The 18,765-nt window shown below is 50.0% G+C and carries 17 protein-coding genes; 2 read left to right on the top strand and 15 right to left on the bottom strand.

Going from position 1 to position 18,765, the window contains the following annotated elements:
• Positions 1–12: 12 nt before the first annotated feature.
• The 15 genes from FMR86_RS13715 to FMR86_RS13645 form a co-directional block, all read right to left on the bottom strand.
• Positions 13–1,422, bottom strand: coding sequence for a DUF3131 domain-containing protein (locus FMR86_RS13715; protein ID WP_163351970.1), 1,410 nt, complete (start codon positions 1,420–1,422; stop codon positions 13–15).
• Positions 1,419–2,855 (bottom strand): DUF3131 domain-containing protein, encoded by a 1,437-nt coding sequence (locus FMR86_RS13710; protein ID WP_163351969.1) that lies wholly within the window; start codon positions 2,853–2,855, stop codon positions 1,419–1,421. Before FMR86_RS13710 ends, FMR86_RS13715 begins: the two co-directional genes overlap by 4 nt.
• Positions 2,856–3,035: 180 nt before the next feature.
• A complete protein-coding gene (locus tag FMR86_RS13705; RefSeq protein WP_163351968.1) occupies positions 3,036–4,043 on the bottom strand; it encodes a hypothetical protein in 1,008 nt (335 codons plus the stop codon).
• A 179-nt stretch (positions 4,044–4,222) separates the two neighbouring features.
• The gene (locus FMR86_RS13700; RefSeq protein WP_163351967.1) at positions 4,223–5,575 is read right to left on the bottom strand and encodes a DUF3131 domain-containing protein; all 1,353 of its coding nucleotides are present in this window, start codon (positions 5,573–5,575) and stop codon (positions 4,223–4,225) included.
• Positions 5,572–7,383, bottom strand: coding sequence for a glycosyltransferase (locus FMR86_RS13695; protein WP_163351966.1), 1,812 nt, complete (start codon positions 7,381–7,383; stop codon positions 5,572–5,574). Before FMR86_RS13695 ends, FMR86_RS13700 begins: the two co-directional genes overlap by 4 nt.
• A gap of 155 nt (positions 7,384–7,538) precedes the next feature.
• On the bottom strand, positions 7,539–7,874 hold the full coding sequence (locus tag FMR86_RS13690; protein WP_163351965.1) for an STAS domain-containing protein: 336 nt from the start codon (positions 7,872–7,874) through the stop codon (positions 7,539–7,541).
• 127 nt (positions 7,875–8,001) lie between these two features.
• Positions 8,002–8,748, bottom strand: coding sequence for a dolichyl-phosphate beta-glucosyltransferase (locus FMR86_RS13685; RefSeq protein ID WP_163351964.1), 747 nt, complete (start codon positions 8,746–8,748; stop codon positions 8,002–8,004).
• A gap of 8 nt (positions 8,749–8,756) precedes the next feature.
• Positions 8,757–9,113, bottom strand: a complete 357-nt coding sequence (locus tag FMR86_RS13680; RefSeq protein WP_163351963.1) for a 4-amino-4-deoxy-L-arabinose transferase — start codon at positions 9,111–9,113, stop codon at positions 8,757–8,759.
• A gap of 3 nt (positions 9,114–9,116) precedes the next feature.
• Positions 9,117–9,467, bottom strand: a complete 351-nt coding sequence (locus FMR86_RS13675) for an EamA family transporter (RefSeq protein ID WP_163351962.1) — start codon at positions 9,465–9,467, stop codon at positions 9,117–9,119.
• Positions 9,468–9,902, bottom strand: a complete 435-nt coding sequence (locus FMR86_RS13670; RefSeq protein ID WP_163351961.1) for an ATP-binding protein — start codon at positions 9,900–9,902, stop codon at positions 9,468–9,470.
• Positions 9,899–10,870 carry a metallophosphoesterase gene (locus tag FMR86_RS13665; RefSeq protein ID WP_163351960.1) on the bottom strand — a complete coding sequence of 324 codons (972 nt, stop codon included), beginning with the start codon at positions 10,868–10,870 and terminating at the stop codon, positions 9,899–9,901. Before FMR86_RS13665 ends, FMR86_RS13670 begins: the two co-directional genes overlap by 4 nt.
• Positions 10,867–12,018, bottom strand: a complete 1,152-nt coding sequence (locus FMR86_RS13660) for a SpoIIE family protein phosphatase (RefSeq protein ID WP_163351959.1) — start codon at positions 12,016–12,018, stop codon at positions 10,867–10,869. Before FMR86_RS13660 ends, FMR86_RS13665 begins: the two co-directional genes overlap by 4 nt.
• Positions 12,019–12,185: 167 nt before the next feature.
• Positions 12,186–14,639, bottom strand: coding sequence for a PAS domain S-box protein (locus FMR86_RS13655; protein ID WP_163351958.1), 2,454 nt, complete (start codon positions 14,637–14,639; stop codon positions 12,186–12,188).
• Positions 14,640–14,650: 11 nt separating this feature from the next.
• Entirely contained in the window at positions 14,651–14,998 is a 348-nt protein-coding gene (locus FMR86_RS13650; RefSeq protein WP_163351957.1) for a PAS domain-containing protein, read from the bottom strand.
• Positions 14,999–15,280: 282 nt separating this feature from the next.
• Entirely contained in the window at positions 15,281–15,583 is a 303-nt protein-coding gene (locus tag FMR86_RS13645; RefSeq protein WP_163351956.1) for a Nif11-like leader peptide family natural product precursor, read from the bottom strand.
• 181 nt (positions 15,584–15,764) lie between these two features.
• On the opposite strand from FMR86_RS13645, the gene FMR86_RS13640 reads away from it, so the two are divergent.
• Entirely contained in the window at positions 15,765–17,543 is a 1,779-nt protein-coding gene (locus FMR86_RS13640) for a sulfatase-like hydrolase/transferase (RefSeq protein ID WP_163351955.1), read from the top strand.
• Positions 17,543–18,700, top strand: a complete 1,158-nt coding sequence (locus tag FMR86_RS13635; RefSeq protein ID WP_163351954.1) for an anaerobic sulfatase maturase — start codon at positions 17,543–17,545, stop codon at positions 18,698–18,700. Before FMR86_RS13640 ends, FMR86_RS13635 begins: the two co-directional genes overlap by 1 nt.
• The last annotated feature ends 65 nt before the right edge of the window (positions 18,701–18,765 follow it).

Below are 18,765 nucleotides of genomic sequence, written 5' to 3'. Positions count from 1 at the left end.
ACTATATATCGTTTATGGATCATACTTGTGTATCGTTATATACGGTTGATATTTCCATGGAGGCAGGGCCTTTGACGGTAAAGAATTCTTTTCAAAAAACTTGTCCCAATAACTTTTCTTGTTGCTGTATTTAAGCAGCTTGCCCTGCACTTTGTAGAGCAGGATTTCCATGATTACCCCGTTCCCGTTCATGGTGATGGCCCGGTTGATCTTGCCTGTTTTTTCATAACGCCCCACGTAAAACCCCTTGCCCGGTTCAAACATGGTCGAGGCCACTTCGGCTAAAAGGTCGGTGTAATCAGACTTGAAAAGCACCCAGAGGCCGAGAGCAGCCTTGGTGTTCAAACAGGCCAGTTCCGGCATGGCCTTACCTTCGTGACTCAAAGTGGCGTAGGGGATGCCGTGTCCGAGGATGGTGTCGTAAACAAAATATGGAGCCTGATCCACGGCATCCTCGGTCTTGGCGGTGAGGATTCCGGTATTCAGAAACCGCCCTTCCTGCGCTTTGTAAACCGCCCACGCAAACTTGGCCTGCATGGGATCGGTGTGGCGGTATACGTTTGTGTTACGGTTTTCAGGCAGATCCCAATTGTGCTCAATACCGTCGAGCACAAAATTCTCAGTTACAACAAAGTTGGGAGCGTGCTCGTTTTCCGGGTCACGGGCATCGAATGGGATAGGCACGCCGTAAACCGTGACTGTGGAATAGGGATGGATTGCGGAAGCGGCGGTAGTATCCGCGCCCCAGAGGCCGAATCCACGAGCGGCATATTCCTCGTAACCGAGGCGGCCTTCGGCATAGCGGATAAGGTTGTTTTCATCGCGCTGGTAATAGCTGGCCCCGAACATGGTTCCATTGCGATCGAGCAGCTTGGTCCAGTTCCAACGCATGAGTGCCCGGTCGATCTGTTCCGCGTATTCGGGATGGCGTTCCTTGATAATGCGCAGCCAGATAAGCAGCCTGCCAAGATCAAGGGCGGACCAACCAAGTGCGCCGGGCTGGTTGGCCCAATCGACCATGGCTCCGTTGTCCGCGCTGTAAAACTGGTTGGGCAGGTCACCGCGGAAAAGTTCCATGACATTCAGCCATGAAATGATTTTGCGCATGCGCGAATCAAATTCCTTGTCGTCAATCAGCCCCAGTTCATTGGCCGAAAGAATGGCACCCATGTGCGCGCCGAGATCCCACATGGTGAAAGGAGAATAGTTGGGCTGCGCCCCGGCCAGTCCGGTTTCTGGGTTGACGTTGTTCTGAAAGTAGCTCCACGCGGTTCTGGCCCAGTCCATTTCACGCTCGGTAAGCGGTCCCTGACGCGGAATCTGGCGCGTGGCAGGTTTGATTTCCGCCATGCATACAGAAGCACCAAGCAGCGCAAGCAGCACGCTGAGCATGAAAACATATTTGAGAGTCCGTGCGATCATGGCTGCGGCTCCGCTTTTCCGGTGTTCAGCATGGGCTGGATTTGAGACTGGAATTTGGATGCGGGCACCCCCTGCGCACCAAAAGATTCAGCCTCAAGGGTCAGTTCGAAATATCCGGGCTGCGGATTGGTTTTGAACAGCGGACCTTTAAGCACAAAAGCCAGTGACTCCAAAATTACCGCGTTATCATTCAAAGAAATGGCTTTGTTTGTAGCACCTCCATCCTCGTAAAATCCTGCATACCAGCCGCCGTATTGATCAAAGAGCGTTTCCACACTGCCCATGAGCAAGTCGGTGTACGGCCCTTCAAACATGGCCCAGAGCTGGAATGCGGCACTGGTAGATACGCAAGCCTGTCCGGCTTCCGGCTTACCTGATTTATCCATAGTGGCAAAAGGATCGCCCAGTGCAAAAACAGAATCGATTACAAAATACGGCGGGCGATCCAGATTATGAGCAGTACGTGCAGTCAGCTTGCCTTCTTTTTCATACCGTGACTTCTGAACCGCATATGTGGAACGGGCCAGCTGCAAGGATTTTAAGTCTAGTTTCCAAGTCCCGGAATCAATCATAGTAACAGGAATTTTCCAATCAAATTCAAGACCGTCCAGTAACGGTTCAGCTGTGGTCACTGCGCCGATCTGGAGCGGCTCTCCCTGCGGACGGGGAATGGGAGAAATATGTGAATAGCGGTTATCAAAGGGCAGCAAAATGTTGTTGACGGTGATCAGCGAGGTATTGTCCGACTTCATTGATGCAGCAATTTCAAATCCCCAAAGCGCAAAACCTTTCGCGGCATATTGCAACTTTCCAAAACGGCCTTCACGATAGGAATGCAACCCGCCGTCACGGTAATAGGAACCGTAAAGCAACCCATCCGCATCAATTAGTTTACGGAAATTCCAGCGCAGCACCGCACGGTCAATGGCAGAGGCATGGGTGGGGAACTCATTGCGCACAATACGCAGCCAGATCAGCAGCCGCCCGAGATCAAGGGCCGAATGCCCGTCCTCACCGGGCTGACTGATCCCGTTCAGTGATTGCCCGGTGCGCCCGCTGTAAAAACTATTCGGCACACCCAGCGAGTTGAGCTGCATCTTATTCAGCCATGTAACCAGTTTGGTCATGCGCTCATGAAATTCAATGTCTTCCAGCACCCCGATCCGCTTGGCGCAGGTCAAAGCGGCGAGGTATCCGGCCACGTTATCCATGGTCAGGGTGTCGCTGCCCACCGCGCCCTGCGGCAAACCGGTTTCCGGAAAAACCGTGCGAGTGAAGTAAGCCCATGCGCTGGCTGCCATTTGTCGCTGTTTATCAGTCAGTTGTGCGGGGTCATCATTGGACCAGAGAGAATTGGATGATGAAACGCTACGCGGTTTAATTTCTTCCGTGGCAGCGCGGTAAGCAAACGGTTCATTATTGCTGCTGTGCATGTAATTTTTACAGCCGCAGCAAAATAGCAAAAGCAAAATCATAAAAACAGATTTTGATGCGCTAACGCGCTTTTTGATGACCGCACTTCGCCTCCGGCGGCCAAAGGACCTAAGGCCCTTTGGAATTCCTGTTAGGGGGAGGTTAGACTGCTGCGTGTAATTCTTGTTCATCATCAAAATTTACCATTCCATGTATCTTGGTCCCCATGGGGGCCTTGTTTTGCTTGCTTTGTCCCGCTTACGTCCGTTATCACGTCCGGTCAGAAATTCCCAGATAGCCTGCAGATCGAGGTTGTAGCCGAAAAAAAACGAACCATCGAAAAAATCACCGTCCTTTCCGCTGTTACCCCACGGAAAACCGTTGGGCGCATAACTGGAATAGGCCAGAATAAAACCGCCCGGCGACCAGTCATAATACCCGAATCCATAAGTGAAATCCGGGTCCCCGGTGGTGGTCTGGGACGAATCCGGGTAGATATTTCCCTGCGCCCATGCGCTGATATTGCCCCAGATGGGCACGGATACTCCCAGCCCGAACCATTGCTTCCACCACTTGCCCGGCTGGTATTCCGGGGTCAGGTTGTAGGAGGTCCAGCCTAAAATCCGGGCCTCATCGTCCGGATGCAGCAAGTGCACGATATCTTCAGGGACCTCGAACCTGTAGGTGGTGGTTATGGTTCCCTGATTGAGGTCGGTAAACTCCTCACCGTCTTTTGGCGAAAGCCTGTTCCCGCCGTAGTTGGAATATTCAATGGACAAAGTGTCCGGCGCGTAGTTGGCAACCCCGAAACTGTAGCTGAAATCCGGCTCGTATCCCTGTTGGTAATTGGGGTCAGCGTACTGGTAAAAAGTCACCCGCCCGTAGTAGGGCGACAGCCCGTTGAACCCGATGGTCTGGGTAAAGGACTGCTTGACGATCTCCTTGGGAGAATTTCCGTCCTTGTTGGATTGCTTGATACTACGCACCGCAGTGGTATACCCCACATTGACCGACATTTCTCGTGCCAGCACTTCGCCAAAAGAGCTTTTGCCGTTGAATTTTTCCGTATCAATTTTAAAAGAACGTTCCAGCATATCCCAGAAACTCCAGCCTTTTTCGTCGCTGCCATGCAGTTTTTTCAAGCCGGGATCAGGGATATCTTCCATATAAAGGTCAAATGCGTGGCAGGGGGTACTTAAAAAAAGCACCAATAAAATTAACCCCGTACACAATTTACCAACCATTATTTTGCCTAATCAAATGCCACACGCCTAGTTAAACAACGCGGCGAAGCCTATTAAAAAAGTTTGGGATTCTTAAACCCTTTTCAAAGGGTTTAAGCCGTCGGAGGCGAAATCCTTCAATAAAAAACGCGAAGCGTATCAAATCAATTCCCCTTGCCCTGAATACGCAGAAAAGGACCGAATTTCTTGTAATAAAGTGTTTCGAGGATAATACCGTTGGTGTTGCAGGTATTGACTGCATTAACCCGTCCATCATCCTCGTAAATTCCGGCATAAAAGCCGTTTTCATCAGTTGTTAAACCTGAAATTTTCTTTACCAGTTTGGCAGTGTAATCAGTCTCGTAGAGAACATGCCAGCCCAGCGCGCCCTTGGTGGAAAGAGTCCGCCAGTCCGGGGACTGCAAACCTTCGGAAGTAATGCAGGCCCACTTCTTACCTTCGCCGTAAACCGTGTTGTAAACAAAGTACGGGTCCTCATTGAGCGCAGTCTCAGTTACTGCGGTGAGGATACCTTCGTTTTCGTAACGCTGTTCCTGTGCCAAATAGATGCGGTAAGCAAATTCCCGTGAGTAATGATCAAAGCCGAATTCGATGCCGTCCAGAATATACGGCTCGCTGAGCGCATAGGTGTGCGCCCCGAAAATGGCTGAAGGCCGGATATCCACCGGAACCTCGACACCTTCGATTTCCACCCGCCCGGTGTGATCAAGATAGCTGTAAGCCTCACTGATATCGAAACCGAGCAAGGCAAAAGATTTGGAAACGTATTCCTCGTATCCCAGACGCCCTTCCTGATTGAGCTGTTCCACACCATTTTTATAAGTAACCCCGTAGAGCACACCATCCTTGAACATGCGGGTATAATCCCAGCGCGAGATAATCTTGCGCACCCGTGGCGTATACTCGCTGTACTCATAGAGAATAACATTCAAGGGCACGAAAAGCCGTCCAATATCGATAGCACTCCAACCGGTTCCGGTCTCGGAGGGTTTGTTCTGGTAGTCGGTCATGGATAGTGACTTGGTATCGTAGGCCTTGTTAGGCAATTCGCCGTTATAAAGCGGGATGCGTTCCAAAGCATCCAGAGCCTTTTCCATACGAGTGTGGAATTGAGCGTCATCAATGATTTCCAGACGGTGGACTGAGATCAGCCCCAGCAGGTAAGAAGCCGTATCCCAGAGTGTGGTAAAATGGAATCCGGCCACGGAATCGGCCAGCCCGGTATCGGGATTGTAATTACTTTCGAAGTATTTCCATGCCGTGCGGGCCATGGTCATTTCTTCGCCTGTGAGGTTACGCAGGCCCGGGCTTGGAATGTTGTCGGAAAAATCTATGGCGAGGACGGCTTTACCTTTGCCTTCCGTATCAAGAAGCACACGCTTTTCCTGCAGATGACTTAAGTCGGTCAGGAAAAATATGATGAATCCAGTAGTTATCAACCCCAGAACAACTGCAATCTGACTGCGCATTTCCATAATTTGTTGTTTCAGGCTCATAATAATCTACTCTCATCTGTTTTCCATGTGGCGGCGCGGACTATCACCATCAGCGAAGACATGTTCAGACAGGACCAAAAGGTGGCGATGATGAAGCCCATAAGATCGTATTCGTATCCAAGGGCCATGCGGCCCAGATACCAGAGAATCCCTGCCACATTGAGCGCGATCATGCATAGCTGCGGCACAACCAGATCAAGCCTTGCCTGATCGGAGCTGTCTTTGGGCGTGACCTTGAATTTGATGGTTTTCCCTTTAAGCACGGTCCAGATGGCCTTGATATTCAGCGGGAAGAAAGCCACGTAATATTGCACGTTACGCAAGGTATTTACTCCCCATGTTCCGAGCATGAAAGTAATCTGGCTGATGATCTGAAAGGTGAGAATGTGGATAAAGAAATCAAGGTCGAATCCTTTCACCGGAACCAGCCCGGTGAAATAAAAAATGGGCGGGGTGATCAGGAAAATGATCATCCAAAAGGCCGCGAAATAGGAAAAAGTGGAGGCAAAATACATCATCCGCTGCCCCGGATTCAAACCGGGCAGGGTCAGAGGATTATCCCGGCGCAAAAGGTCCAGTGTGCCGCCTGCGTACTTGAAATTCTGGGTCAAATAGGCTTCGAGATCCTGCGGGGAGAGCATCTTGGAAAGCACTTCCGCGTGGTGGATGGATTTCCACTCCCGGCTGCGATCCGCATGCAGGAGCATGGAAGTGTAGATGTCTTCGGAGACGTGGTATTTGTAAGGCGTGACCTCAGTATCGGACATGAAACCGCGCGCCGCCCCAAGCCGCACAGCCTCGGCAAGCTCCGGGTCATCCATGTCCCTGCTGGCTTCGCGGGCATGGTGCTCCACTTCATCCATGTAGCGCAGCAAAGCGGCCCGCAGCACTGCCTCACGCCGATGCAGAGACCCCGCACCGCAGCAGAACGAAGCATTGTAATTCATGCGCCGCCGCTGGATGCAATCGTAAAACATGCGCGGGTCACTGCCAAAAATATCTTTTCCTACATTCACCGGACCAAAGATCCCCTCTATGAAAGTACCCAGTGTCCCCGCCCGTGCGCCAATCTTGCGCTTAAGCAGCGATTCAAGCCGCTCCCCTTCAGGAATATCGTAAAACCATTGCGGAGTCTGAACCCAGGCCACATCCGGGTCCCGAAAATAACCCAGGGTCCGTTCCAGAAATTGCGGGAACGGACGGGTGTCAGCGTCCAGAATGACGATGATGTCACCGTGGGTAAGTTCCATGGCATTGCGCAAATTCCCGGCTTTGAACCCCCGGTTGTCCTCGCGGGTGAGATAATTGACGCCTTCCTCAAGAGCCACAGCGTGCATCTCCTCCCGCTTACCGTCATCCAGCACATGAATTTTTATGTCCACAGGATGGGGATAGCGTACCGCTTTGGTATCGCGGATGGAATAACGCACCAGCTCCGGGTCTTCGGTATAAGTGGGCAGAAAAATATCCACGCTGATGGGCCGGTCTTCGGGCGGACGTTCCTTTTCAGTCACAATTTCACTGACCATGGCCGGAGGCGGCTTAACGAGCTCGTCCTTATTGGACCAAAGATTGACAATAAACAAAGCCGTACTCAGAAAAGCCAAAGTCTCAGCCAGTGCCAGAGGGATGGAAAACCAGAGTGCTTCCGTATTCAGGGAATAGAACCAGCGCCAGTGAAAATACCAGACGCCCATGGCTATATTGATGGTCGCCAGATACTGGTACAGAAACTGCCGCCCTGCCGAAAACGGCACCGGGCGATACGGTTTCCTGTGTTCATATTCCGAGAAATAGAATTGTTTCATATCTATATTGTACTTCTATGGCCTCCGGCGGGTCTGCGACGCTTTAACTTGATGCGCTGACGCGCTTTTTGATAGTCGCAGTTCGCCTCCGGCGGCCAAAGGAGCTAAGCCCCTTTGGAATCCCTATTAGTTTAAAGCAATTACTTTGATAAATCTTAATACCCTTCCAGCGCGTCTTTCTCGTAGGGGAAACTTTCCAGAACCTTGTTAAGTCTGGTCAGCCGCAATAATTCTTCGACCTGTTCGGCTACATCACAGAGCTTGATGTCACCTTTCACGCCTACCTGACGCATGGCGGAAATGATTGCGCCCAACCCGGAACTGTCAATGAAATCCACATTTTCCAAATTAAGCAGCAATCGCAAATTACCTTCCTCAATAAGCTTAAGCAGGGTGTTTTTGAAATCAACGGCAGCACTGGCATCAAGGCGGTGGGTTTTCGGCCTGACCACACAAATGTCGTTTATGTTTTCAATATCAACTTTCAGCATATATACTCCTCCAAATTTAAGTACATACCCCCAGATAAAACGGCGAAGCCCTAATAAAAAGTTTTGGGATTCTTAAACCCTTTTTCCAAAAGGGTTTAAGGCTCCCGGCAGGGCCGCCGGAGGCTTCTTACAAATTCTTATGCAGCATGCGAATGCGCATCACATCCATGAACATGCGTATGGAATCGCGCAGCGGGTCCACTTTTGATCCTTCGGCATGCTCCCATTTTACGGGCACTTCCTTAATACAATAGCCTAGCTTGCGGGCCAGAAAAAGCTGCTCCACATCAAAGCTGAAACCGTAGAGTTTTTGCTTATCCGCGATCTCGTGAGCTACATCATTGCGGAAAGCCTTGAATCCGCACTGGGTATCCTTGATGCCGCGCACGGCAAACAGACCGACCACTGAATTGAAAATAAAGCTCATCAGGTCGCGGTAAAAAGGTTTCTTCTCCACTTCGGACTCCGCCATTCGCCTTGAGCCGATGGCTATGTCGCAACCCTGCTCCAGCACGGGCAGAAGCTTGTTGATTTCCTCAATGGGCGTGGAGAGATCGGCATCAGAAAAAAGCACGAATTTTCCCTTGGCGCGAAGCATACCCCGAGCCACAGAAAAACCCTTGCCCACATTTTTCACGTTTTCCATGATAGCACTGACATTCTGGTCCTTCATTTCCTGATTGTAGATATCCACAGTCTTGACCACTTCAGTAGTCCAATCCCGGCTGCCGTCATCCACGATGATGATTTCGCTCTTGTACGGCTGTGTGTCGAGGAACTCCTTAACCGTGTACAGAGTATCGGCAATACGCTCCTGTTCATTGTAGGCCGGGATGACTACTGAAAGGTAGTATTCAAAGTTTTTATCACTCATCATAAACCTCATTTTTTGGCCGTGAGAACCACTCCTGCAGATATTACCAGAATTCCGGCCCAGCGTGTTGCGGAAATCTGATCCCCGAACATCCACCATGCCCCCAGTGCCACCAGTACGTAACCGGAACTGAGCAACGGATAGGCATAACTGAGATCCAGACGTCCCAACACTGCCACCCAGACCAGCATGGCCAATCCATAAGAGACCAGCCCGCCGAAAACCCATGGCTGAAATACTATTGTGAACGCCGTCATGATGGTCGGCTCTCCCAACGGACCAAGTACGACCATACCTTTTTTCATAAAAAGCTGCCCCAGAACACCAAGAATAACCGAGCAGGCAACAAGAAGGTAGGATTTCATAATCTAGCTCCTTGAAATCAGGACTATGCCCAGTATGATGGTTGCAATTCCAATATAACGGTGCATGGGAATTTCCTCTTTAAAGAAATATCTGGAGACGATGGTCACCAGCACGTAGCCCAGACTCATCATGGGATAGGCAAGACTGAGTTCCATACGCGAAAGAACCATCAGCCAGAGAAAAGCCCCCAGCCCAAGAGCTGTAATGCCCATGAAGATGTGGATATTGGCTGCTGCAGCAACAACGGATTTACCCTCGGCCATTTCCTCCTTAATACGTCCGGCACCCAGCTTCTGGAAAATTTGGCCCAGAGTGGTCATGGTTACTGAGAGGATTACAAGCAGGTATTCCATTTATTTCTCCTCTGAAGCTTCAAGTGAAGCCGCAAGCTGTTTTTCCATGGTCAGGACATTGCAGTCCTGCCTGCGTTCATAGCTGGCTGAATCCATAACCTGCCTGATCAAAAAAAGGCCGTAGCCTCCTTCCTGCGGGATATCCAAATCAGGAGGCTGAACCTGATCAAAATCAAAACCCGGACCGCTGTCTTCCACTTCTACAATCAATCTGGTTCCGTCTGAGATCAAACGGAGCACAACGCTTGAATCCTCCGGGGAGCCTGTGTGGCGGATGGCGTTGGAAACTGCTTCGGAAACAGCAAGGTCAATGTCCTGCCCGGTTTTCTTGTCCATGGACAGTACGGCCCTGCATTGCCTGACCATTTCCGCGCTGATGGATAGATTCTTCAGGTCCGCGCTGAAACGGCGGTTCATGAAAAGCTGCTTGTTCATAATCCGGCCCCTTTGCTGCGCAGGGTATGAATGGTGATTTCCGGCGGACAGTTGAACCGAGCCTGAACGCCGGAGCAGCCGGCCCCGCGTGAAGTGTATCCGGACATGTTTCCGTAATTCCATCGGCCTGCGGCCATGTACCGGGGGCAAGCGGCATGGGTAATGACCGGGATGCCTCCGGGCAGGCAGATCTGCCCACCGTGGGTATGTCCGCAAAGATAGAGAGCAACAGACAGGGCGGAAGCTTCAGCATATAATTCCGGAGAATGGCTGAGCAGAATTGTCGGTATTCCCTGCAGGCGGGACCGCAAGGCCCGTTTAAGGTCGTGAGTACCGTAAAAATGGGGATCATCCACCCCGGCAATAAAAAATTCCGCACCGTTATGCCTGATTATCCCGCCTTCGTTGAGCAGCACCCGTACACCGCTTTCCTCAAGAGCCGGGACCTGCTCCAGAAAATCGTGATTGCCGAGTATGCCGTAGATTCCGTGCGTTGCGTTAATTTTGGTGACCAGCCGGGACATGCCGATGGCTGAAGGCTTGTGGCTGTAGTGGGTCAGCAAGCGGTAATCCCCGGTGAGCACACAGAGATCACAATGCAGAGGCGCAATTGTGGAAAAAAAGGCTTCCCCGCCGTCAATGAATCCGTCGATATGAATGTCGGTAAGATGCAGAATCCTAAAGCCGTCCAACTCCTGCGCCAAGCCGGGAATGGACACTTCGTTCTTCTCAATTCTGAAATCAAGGCTGTTGCGCCTACCCCATTCACGCATTCCGCTCAAGCGCAGGGTGGTATCCACAAAATTTACAAAAGTATCCAGATTTTCCAGATGGATATGACCGAAACCCTTGCCAAACCATGAGGACGCGTGTTCCACCTGCATGCGCAAACGCTGGGAGACTGCTTTTTCTCCCATACGGCGGGCAAGGAAGGAATATAAATCGTGGGGCAACGGATTACGGTTCATTGTCCTGCTCCGGTGAGTTCAAGGCAGCAGAGGGTCACATCATCCTGAAGGGGCTGGTGCCCGCCGAATTCCAGCATTTCATTGTAAATGCAATCCAGCAGACGCTCGGATGCTTCCAGACTGTTAGCCAGCACACAGGATTCCAGACGCGGAGCCCCGAATTGCTCTCCAAGTGGGGATTCATATTCTGAAAGCCCGTCTGTATAACAGACCAAACGGTCACCGGGCATGAACGGGACAGTTTCCTGTTCAAAGGGAATCCCGACTCCGATGCCGATAACACTGCCACCTTTTTCAAGATATTCAATGCTCCCGTCCTTATGCAGCAGAAGCGGGGGCAGATGCCCGGCACTGCTGTAGGCCAGAGTCTGTTCGGATTTACTGACCACCCCGTAGAACATGGTGAAATGTTTATTCATTCGCTCTATAGGGAAATCCGCATCGAGTTGTTGCAACAATTCTGACGGGGGAATAACTATGTTCTGCTGTCCAGTAAAATGGTCGGAACGTGAAAGCAGCCGGGAGACAGAAATTGCGGCAAGAGCTGCGGAAACACCGTGCCCGCTGATATCCATGAGATAGAAAGCGGTGTGGTCATCGTCCAGTTCCACCAGATTGAACATATCCCCACCTACATAGTCGCTGGGCTGGAACAGCCAGTTCAGGCAGACCCGTCCAAACGAGCAGGTCTTTTGCGGAAGAAAACTGTGTTGAATAAATGCTGCGGCTGCGAGGTCTTCCTTGATGATGCGGGCTTTTTCCCTGTTGTCATTGACCAGCCTGTATTGTTCCAGTCCGGCATTGATGACACTGGTAATCGTATCCCGTTCAGCGGGCTTCATCAGGAAACGGAAAACATGCCCCTGATTAAGGGCGGTAACCGCAGCCTGAATATCAGCATGTCCGGTAAGAATTATCCCGATGGTTTCCGGGGCTGTTTTTTCTATTTCAGCGAGAAACTGCAGCCCGTCCATGTCCGGCATTTTGAGGTCTGAAACAACTACGGGGTAAGGCCCTTTTTCCCGGAACAGCTGCAACCCTTTCTCCGGGTGATCGGCCACATCAATTTTGAACTCTTTCCGTAAAAGAGAACGAAAAGAATTCAAAATATTTACGTCGTCATCCACAAAAAGAATTTTCGGTTTCATCGCTGTAGACCCCGGTAAGGAAAATATTATGAAGCTTGGTCATGATATTAATACAAACAGGCCGGAAAGGTCTATTAAATAAATGTTTTTTTAGATCTAAGTCGATATTCAAAACAACACATGAAAAACATCAAAAATCGATAATTAAATATATCAGTCAATTATGTTCATTGGGCCAGCGGCAGATTGATTAAAAATGTGGTTCCCATTCCGGGAGTGGATTCAATATCTATTGTCCCGCCATGTTTAACGGTAACAATATCGTGAACAATAGCGAGCCCTTGCCCGCTGCCCTCTCCCACTTTTTTGGTCGTATAAAAAGGCTCAAATACTTTATCCCGGATTTCTTCAGGTATTCCGGTTCCGTCATCAGTTATACTGATATTGACCATATCTTCCGTCACATATGTGGAGATTGTTATTTTCCCTGTTTTTCCGGTCCCTTCATATTTATCCCGGATGGCATGGGCCGCATTGACTATCATGTTCAGCAAAACCTGATTGATGCTGCCTTGAAAACAACTCACCAGCGGGATATCCTGCAGTTGGAAATCCATCTGCGCATAATATTTCCATTCATTGCGGCAGACGGTGGCAGTGGTTTTGATAAGCTGGTTGATGTCGGCAGGCTTTTTGGCATCCTGCCCGGGATGAGCGAAATTTTTCATGGCCTGAACAATATCAGCTACCCGGCTGACTCCTTCCTGCGCACGGTCACAGGATTCAGGAATTTCTTCGATGAGATAATCAAGATCGTCGTCTTCTGCGGCTTCATCCCGAGCCCCCAATAACTCCGGAAAGAGTGCGGCCTTACGGCATTCTTCAAGAATGCGGCTGTCCAGCTCATGGATTTTCAGAAAATCAACAAAAGCTTCTTTTTGAAAAAGCACAGAATTGCCCACATACTGGATGGGAGTGTTTATTTCATGGGCGATACCGGAAGCCAGCCTGCCGATGGATTCTAATTTGCGGGCCATTTCCAGCTTACTCTCAAGGGCCTTGCGTTCGCTGATATCGAAGAGAATTACTGCGAGATGGGGACGACTTTTGATGGTTATGGGCAGCACATGCCGAGTAACGGGGATAGGGCTGCCGTCCGGCCCGACGATAACAGTTTCAATGGTCGCATCCCCCTCGTAAGAACGGGGGCAGACTTCATCAAGGTGCTCTCCCTGTGATGAGAAAATGTCATCGCAATTACCACCCAGAATTTCATGACGCAAAAATCCGAACATGGTTTCAGCAATTTCATTGGTCTCGGCAATGGTCCTCTGCTCAATATCAATAATCAGGAAAGCTGCGGAAATACCATCAAGCAACGAACGCAGCAGCTCTCGGCTCTGCCTGATCTCCGCTTCGGCCTTTTTGCGTTCGGCAACCTCCGTGGTTAATTCTTCGGTCTTGCGGGTCAGGTCGGCAGTGCGTTCATCCACCAGCTGCTCCAACTGCTCATTGAGCATATGCAGCCTTCTTTCCTGTTCCTTGCGCTCGGAAATGTCACGCACAATGGCAGTGAACATTACCGCATCCTGGGTGCGGATTTCATTGATTGACAGATCGATGGGAAAACGCGAGCCGTCCTTGCGCACGGCCTCAATCTCCCTGCCAATGCCGATAACTTTGGCAACACCTGTTTTCAGATATTTTCGGATAAAGCTGTCATGGTTGGGTCGAAGTTCCGGGGGAACCAAAACCCGAACATTCAGTCCGTTCAGTTCACCGGAATTATAGCCGAAAATCTTTTCAGCCGCAGGATTCACGGACAATATCCGTCCCTTGGAATCTGCGGTGACAATGGCATCAATCACACCGTTAAACAGGGCGGAAAGCTTGGCTTCACGATCTTCAAGTGATTTTTGAGCAAGTTTTTTTTCGGTGATGTCGCTTTTGATGGCAATAAAATTACTGACCCTGCCCTGCACATCCAGCACCGGAGTTATGCTCTGTTCTTCGTAATATATTTCACCGTTTTTACGACGATTGATAAGCTCTCCGGCCCATGATTTCCCGGAAAGTATCGTAGACCACAACTCTTGGTAAAACGCCGGAGATTGTTTGCCTGATTTGAGGATTTTCAAAGTCTTGCCGTAAACTTCATCAAAGCTGTATCCGGTCATGGAACTGAAAGCTTTGTTAGTCCAGTGCACACGGCCCAGATTGTCCAGAATAACAATGGCATCGGCTGCGGCGGCAAGAGCAGCACCTTGGATACGGTATTCAGATAATTCCTTTTCCTGCGAGGAATCACGGGCAATGATAATAGTTGTGGGCGGGCCGTCAACGGTCTCCAAATACTGGACTTTGACTACAAACGGCGTTTTCTCCGATCCAAAGGTATAATTGCCCTGCTGCGAAATACGGTTGCGCAGGGCCACAGATAGAGGATGGGCCTCAGTCGGCAGTTCCTGACCGCGCTGGCAGAGAGGGAAAAGATCGGTCACGTCCTTGCCCATGATAAAAATACGCTTCAACCCGATCAGGCTGGCAAAACTGTCATTGCACCATTTGGCCTTGCCTTTTTCATCAGTCCAGAGAATAGCTTCATCAATGGAACTTAAAACAGCTTCCAGCCTGCCGATGACCGAACGGAGTTCCGCAATTAGCTGATCCCTTCCTTTCATAAACGCCGACCTTAACTGCGCGGGACAATACGGGCTGCAAAACGTTGCTTACCTTCGATCAGGCCGCTGAGGATAAAATGTTCGGCAAGTGTAGCTGATCCGTCCTTATGTTCGATTTCAAGGTCAAGAGTCTGACCCAGCAAAGAAGCCTTCCCGGTGGACAGGAAGGCCGAAAAGCCCAGTTGGTGGGCATCGCGCAGGGCTGAAGGAATAATTGCGGTAAGCGGTCTTCCGGCCAGATCCGCTTCCTGCCAGCCGAACTCTCTGCTGAAAGGAGTGTTTATCTTCACAATGATCCCGTCTGATCCGGCAATGACTACCGGTTGCTCTGTAATGGCGATCAGTTCTTCGAAGGTCATGACTGACTCCAATTATGAGAATGTTTTATAATTGAATTAAACATGCCACAAAGACGAGATTCATGACAAGGGGATAAATATTTAATCAAGCAGAATGGGCTAAACAAGCTGTTTTATAATTAGCATCCCACTTTAATGAATCAGTTGAGCTAACACTCAAAAAAACAGCTAACTCAACCTTTGCATCAAATAAATAAAGACTGCCGAAAACTACCTAAAACTACCGAATTTTGTACGCAGATTTGCGTACACTTTGCGGGCAGACTAAAATGTCTCGCTTTATCAATAAACGGCATTAGCATAAGCCATTGCCACAGAATTTCCTATTGTCCTGTATCGAGGATCCTCACATAGAGGATTCTTAGTAAGATCTTCTCCCCCGGAGATCAGGTCAAGGTCATCGTCAGACAACTCATCTGTTAAAGATTTTGCCGCTTCATGCAGTTCATTTTCATTGAACTCAAAACCATGCTCTGCTGCCATTTTCTGCCATGGGATAAAATCGGTTATGGCCTTGGCCTTCTTTGCCAGCTCCTTATTTTCGCGCAGCATCTCAAGCCATTTTCTAGCAGAATCAACACTCATATTTTCTTCTCCTTCAAGTTTATTTTTGTCTTTAGACAAGAAGGTAACACAACTTCAAAATGAAGCTTGAATATTTTTTTCCTCAAAAGGCCCTGCACATTAAAAAAATTCCCCTTGAACTGACTCAGCATACGGACTAAAAAAAAGAATCCTGAAAAATTCAATTTAACGGGGATAAACCATGGGAAACAAAAAATCAGAAGCATCCAGACGAAATTTCATAAAGATGGCCGGAGTCGGTCTGCTAGCATCCACCCTGCACGCATCAGCCGGAAAAGCCCATGCCGAGCCGGTCTCTGCTCCAAAGCAGCCGGACTCTCCTCATAAGATTGCCGGAAAAGGATATAACGTTGTTCTGATCGTCACTGATCAGGAACGGCACTTCAAGCAGTGGCCGCAAAGCGCGGAACTGAGTACCCGTGAAAAAATCAAAAGCGCAGGTGTCAGCTTCGAGAATCATTACAACTGCTCTAACATGTGCACTTCCTCGCGCTCGGTCATGTATACCGGACAGCACGTGCAGCATACAGGCATGTTTGACAATACCAACCTGCCCTGGCAGCCGGACATGTCCACGGAACTCCCCACCATCGGGGATATGATGCGCAAGCTCGGTTACTACACCGCCTACAAGGGCAAGGTCCATCTTTCCGAAGCAATCACCCCGGAAGCAAACAAAGAGCACAAACTGATGACCGATGCCATGGAGCCGTACGGTTTTTCCGATTTCAATCCCACCGGAGACCACTATGGAAAGACTCTGGGCGGTTACACCCATGACATGAATTTTGCCGGGGATGCCGCAAACTGGCTGCGCTCAAAAGGTGCGCCCCTGAACGAAAAGGGACAGCCGTTTTTTCTGGCCGTAAACATGATCAACCCCCATGATGTGATGTATTTCGATACCGACGCAGCAGGGCAGGACGAACAGCTGACCAGTAACGGCAAGCTGGTTGATCCCATCAACAGAGCACCGGAGAACTCGGTATACCAGGAAAAACATAAGGACTTTCCGCTGCCGAATAACCTTTACCAACCCGTCAGGGAAAAGGGACGACCCAACGCGCATTACGAATATCATTACGGATGGGACTATCTGGTGGGGACGATCCCGGATACGGACGCCCACTGGACCCGTTACCGGGATTACTACCTGAACTGCCTCAAGGACGTGGACATGCAGATCGGCACCGTCATTGATGAACTGGAAAGGCAGGGTATGAGGGAGAATACGGTTATAATCTTTACTGCCGATCACGGGGAAATGGGCGGCAACCACAACCTGCGCGGCAAGGGACCGTTTTCCTACGAAGAAAACATCCATGTGCCCATGTTCATCATCCACCCGGAAATCAGGGGCGGGCAATCCACTGACGCTATCACATCACATCTGGATCTGGCTCCCACCATTCTCAATCTGACCGGAGCCAAGGAAAAGGAAATAGATAAAATAACCTCTTCTCTTCCGGGCGAAGACATGACCCCGGTGCTTGCCGATCCGGGCAAAGCCAAAATCGACAGCGTCCGTTCCGGGGCATTGCATTGCTTTAACATGATCCTGACCGTGGACGGTAATTTCATTCGGAAAACCGCAGAATGCTATGATAAAGGCATCAATTGGATGCGTGAAAAGAACATCAAACCCGATCTGACAAAACGGGGCAATATCCGCATAATCTTTGACGGCAGGTACAAATTTGCCCGCTACTTTTCACCCCTTAAGCGCAACACTCCGCAGACATGGGCAGAACTGACCGGGCTCAATGACCTAGAACTTTACGACCTCAAGAACGACCCGCAGGAAATGCACAATCTGGCAACCGTTCCGGAAAAGAACAAAAGCCTTATCCTGCGCATGAATAAAAAATTAAATGACCTGATTGCGAAAGAGGTCGGGAAAGACGCCGGCCCGGAACTTAAAGATTACGAAAACTGGGCTGTGACCGACTTAAACCACTGATGCCGTATTCCATAATTGCCAAACCTGTCGGGCCGCGCTGCAATCTGCGCTGTACCTACTGCTATTATCTGGAAAAGGACGTTCTTTTTGCGGAATCATCCGCCGGTCCCAACTCCCGGATCATGTCCGGTGAAATACTTGAAAATTACATCCGGCAGATGTTTGAATCTCCGGGCAACCACCCGATAGAATTTGTCTGGCAGGGGGGCGAGCCGCTGCTGGCTGGAATCCCCTTTTATGAAAACGTGATCCGTATTCAGTGCCGCTATGCCGGGACTCGGCCATTCTCTAATGTAATCCAGACCAACGGCACGTTGCTTGATGATGAGTGGGGGAACTTCATGGCCCGGCACAGGATTCTGGCCGGAGTAAGCCTTGACGGGCCGGAAGAGATTCATGACACCTACCGGGTGGATACGCAGGGGAACGGTTCATTCAAGCGGGTCATGAACGGGCTGGATGTACTGCGCAAGCATGGTGTGGATTACAACATCCTCGCCACCATCAACAGCGCAAACGCTCCCCATCCTCTGAAGACGTATCAATTTTTGAAGGATCAAAGTCAGGGATTCCTGCAATTTGTGCCTGTGGTCAAAGAGGATAAGAATTCCTCGTCCGGGGTGACTCCATGGAGTGTCACAGCACAGCAGTTCGGAGAGTTCTACGTGGCGATTTATGATGAATGGGTTCGCAATGATGTGGGAAATATTTTCGTACAGCTCTTTGATGCCACCCTCGGCAATCATTTGAATGCCCCGCCCCCGGTTTGCTACTACGCGGAGAATTGTCCCAAGACCGGACTGCTGGAACACACCGGGGATGTCTACGCTTGCGATCACTTTGTTTCCCTGGAATTCAAACGGGGCAACATACTTCGACAATCCCTCGCTGAAATGCTGGGTTCTGAAGAACAAACAGCATTCAGGTGCATGAAATCAGAACTACTTCCGCAGGAATGCCGGGATTGTTCCATACTCTTTGCCTGCAAGGGAGAATGCCCCAAGAACCGCTTCCTTCCTGCTGAAAATGGGACCAAAAACTATCTTTGTGCCGGGTATAAAAGTTTCTTTGAACACAGCGCGCCCACCATGCGTAAAATGGCAGGACTGGTGCGATCTGGCAGGTTGGCTCAGGAAATTATGAAGTCGCACCTTTAATAAACTTTTCCAACAACTTAATAAACTTATAATAAAAAGTACTTCCTTTTGTGCGTTTTTTTGAT

It is taken from the genome of Desulfovibrio sp. JC010, assembly GCF_010470675.1.
In the GTDB taxonomy this organism is placed as follows: domain Bacteria; phylum Desulfobacterota; class Desulfovibrionia; order Desulfovibrionales; family Desulfovibrionaceae; genus Maridesulfovibrio.
The sequence above is the reverse complement of the archived record's forward strand: the minus strand, read 5'-3'. Positions and strand labels throughout refer to the sequence as shown.